Annotated in this window: 2 protein-coding genes; one reads left to right on the top strand and one right to left on the bottom strand. The window is 34.6% G+C overall.

What is annotated here, in order from left to right; all coding sequences use genetic code 11:
• Positions 1-625: DUF6990 domain-containing protein (locus tag ACFIL2_RS02775; protein ID WP_375681677.1), on the top strand; the 625-nt coding region annotated here is incomplete at its 5' end.
• A gap of 694 nt (positions 626-1,319) precedes the next feature.
• On the opposite strand, the gene ACFIL2_RS02770 is transcribed toward ACFIL2_RS02775, so the two are convergent.
• The coding region (locus ACFIL2_RS02770) for a type ISP restriction/modification enzyme (protein ID WP_375680347.1) at positions 1,320-3,638 on the bottom strand (2,319 nt) is incomplete at its 5' end.

Genomic DNA, 3,638 nt, shown 5'->3' with positions numbered 1-3,638 from the left:
GGGTATTCTTTCCGCTGCTTGTAAATTCATTGATCCTACCCACACGGAAGATATCCCAGATATACAGCTTAATTTTGAAGCCAAGGGACTGGAAATCTTTGAACCAGAAGTTACTGCAGATCGTTTAACACAGGCGCTTGATGATGCGCTAGAATGGTCAGTCAAAGAGATTGACCTTTCTAAAAGACTTCGCTCTGATTATGGCACTGCTCCTTGGGAAAAAGGCGCCACGTCTAAAGCAAACGATACGGATTATGCTTTACTTCATCTTGGCGCTCTTGCTTTGTTGGGTGATGCTGAAACCTTACAATCTTATCAGCAAAGCTTTACGGCAGGGGACCACTTGGGCTTTGACGAGAGCATCAACAAAACCCACCTTGAACGTGCATTAGCTTTAGCCAAAGAAGTAGCAAAGGTGAAGCAAGTGAGCTACGGTTTGATTGAACGGGTGGCAGAAAAGTNAAATATCAAAAAGATTTCAAAAAATTTAGAAAATAAGGCGCGGTCCAAAGCCTTGATCATAGTTGAGAAACTCAACAGTGGTATGGCTCTGATCATGGTTTTGGTGCAAGATTTTAAGGAAACAACCTATAAAAAAAGATCTATAAAATTATTCCATAGATGATCAAAATCTCTTTTAATGGATTATTGTCTATTTTATCGGTTATGTCTGTTTATTTAACAGACGAATCTTATGATTTTAGTGAATGATTAAAATGTGCTTTATGAAAAGCATATGATCTTTTAAAGCCTTTCAAAAGATAGCTTGTAACTCATAAGAAATGCTATCAAGACCATTATGGTTATGAGTTTTGAAGATTTTGAGTATTTTGAGGGTTCCTTTTACTCCCCTTTATATATTTTTTTTCAATCGAAAAATAAAAGTCATTATATTTCAATATATTAGCATTTTAGAGATACAATCTATATTAAAACACAACATGTAAATACAACCAACGATATATTTTTGAAGGTATTTTGAGAGTTTGAGAAACCTTCAAAACCTATAAGTAATATAAGAAAATGAATATATATAACTCTCTTTAAACAAAGCTTTTGAAAACAATAAAGCACTCATTTTAGATTACGGTATAACCTCTTAAAGGCAATGTAAAAAAATCTAATTCACTTTAAGAGTGGGTTTCTTAAAAGTCTTAAAGCAATCCCAATAAGAGTGTTTAAAGTACAAAGCCTTATTTTTAGAATAACGCATATTAGGATTGTATCTAATCAACTTAACAAAAGAGGTATAGATTATGGTTATAAGCTCTATACCCCTTATGAGTTATCATACCCATTATGTGAGCATGCTTTATAAATTATTCAGTTTCTCTTATTTCTAATTTTGGTAAGTTCTTAACGATTTTCATTGTTTCTAAACTTACGGTAATAACCCTTTGAAACAACTCTAGAGGGTAGGCAGGGTTGCCAACGGTTTCAACAGCATAGCGATTGGCATCATTCACAATGCCACTCTTTTTATCAGTCTTAACACATTGACGCCCCATAACCCATTCAAGAGCAGGCTTGCCATTGACGATATACTCATAAGCTTCAAGAGGGATATCTGTTATTGTGATATTGCTATTATAAAAAACAGTTGATTTATCCTTTTCCTTACTATTCTTAATTTTTGCGAATTTCATTTCAGTTACATAATAGAATTTTTCGGGATTAGAGATCTCTGTCTGTTTTGGATTGCCCTTTTTAAAGGTCACTGGATAAAGTTCTACATCTTCATAATTCACGTGCAAATGACCGAGTTCACGTCCTGCTGTCACAAACTTCCAAAAATCATCAGCATTTTTTACACAAGGAATGCGAGGCAATTCTTTACATAAATTATCCGCATAACGGGCACGATAATCTTCCGAATGCAAAAGACCGTAAACGTAATAAAAGATGTCTTCTTTTGTTATAGTCTCATTAGGATAAGCCGATTTAAAATGCGCTAGCCCCTCATCAGTAATGGCATCACGAACTTTCTTTTGTGCATCTGTAGTAAATAAGCTATGGTCGTGAGTTTTTTTATAATTAGAACATAATAGAAGCGGATAGCATCTTGCTGTTTCTAATGTAGCATAGTTAATTGGTTTATTTGTCATGAGACATGAAAAATCTGATCGATTTCCTATGCCCGAAACACAAATTCCAAGATTATCAGGCATATCTGGATTAAAAAACTGATGTGTTTGTCCTAACATGTCATTAAGAAATGATGATGTATAATGCCACATTGTTACAAACGGACTATAGAGAGCAGGAACTGTTAGGTGGGGTTCAAAGATTGCATCATCTCCCCGTTTTAAACGAGAAATAAGAGTATCCGTCCAACTAATTTTGGTAGCATCATAATCAATAATATTTTTTACAGATATAGATGGGTTTTCACTAACAAGACGTTTTTGTTCATTAAAAAATTCAATCGTTTTTTGAATAGAGGTACTTAGTGCGTTATTCGAAAAATTACAAACCCAAGAATCACGAGTTGATTTTATACCAAGCGATACTTCCTCAAATAACTTAGCATCTATTGGGGTATTCCTATTCCCCATAGGTATGAATTGATCAAAATCAGCAACTCTTTGCTTTATCCAATCACCATGTTTATCTGGTGTAATTATTTGCCAACCTTTTTTGCTCCGTGTAATGCCATCAATACTCCTAAATTTTTTAATTGTCTTAAGCTTTTCTTCTCTATTGAGATAATCTCCAATATCACGGAAATATATTTTCCCATGCTGGTGTGCATTTGGATTTTTTACGAGAATAGAGATAGCAATGGGAGCACGTGACCCTTCACCAAAAATCTTACCACCTTCTTTTCGAGAAATTTCTCCAGAGGTTCGTTGATTACCCCGTAAATGGAAAACATAAAGGCTTGAAAATTCCTCAACGAGGCACTTGCGTAAACCATCCATAGAACTTCCATTGATAAAGCTTGCATTTGTGACAAAGCCGATTACCCCAGCATTATCAATACGGTCACTAGCCCAACGAATGGCACGAATATAACTATCATAAAGTTTGTTCCGATTTATAATTTTTGTTGATTTCAATATATATTTTTCACGGATACATTCATCTAATATGGGGTAAGATGTATTCGGATTATTATCATTAGCACTCTTTTGTCCAAAAGAATAAGGAGGATTACCAAAGATAACTTTGATATCCAGTTTCTTTTGATGTTCTAAATATTCACTGTTTTCTTTAAGTATACCTTTCATTAAATCTTGTTTTTCAATCATCCGAAACGTATCGGTCAAACCAATATGCTTGAAAGGAATATACTCACCTTTCATAAGACCATGATAGGTCGATTCAATGTTAATCGCTGCTATGTAATAGGCAAGCAAAACAATCTCATTGGCATGGATATCATAACGATATTTATATTCCATATCCTCTGGTTTGATGAGATTAGATTGTAAAAGCCTTGTGATAAAAGTACCCGTTCCCGTAAAAGGGTCAAGAATAGAAACACCCCGTGATCCTAAGCTTTTTCCAAATTCATTCCGCAACACATCATCAACAGAATGAATGATAAAATCCATAACCTCAACGGGCGTATAAACAATCCCAAGCCTATCCGTGGTTTTCTTAAATGCCTTGGCAAAAAAACTTTCATAAAGCTT

This window comes from Bartonella sp. AP30XZML (assembly GCF_042195945.1).
GTDB lineage: Bacteria > Pseudomonadota > Alphaproteobacteria > Rhizobiales > Rhizobiaceae > Bartonella.
The sequence above is the reverse complement of the archived record's forward strand: the minus strand, read 5'-3'. Positions and strand labels throughout refer to the sequence as shown.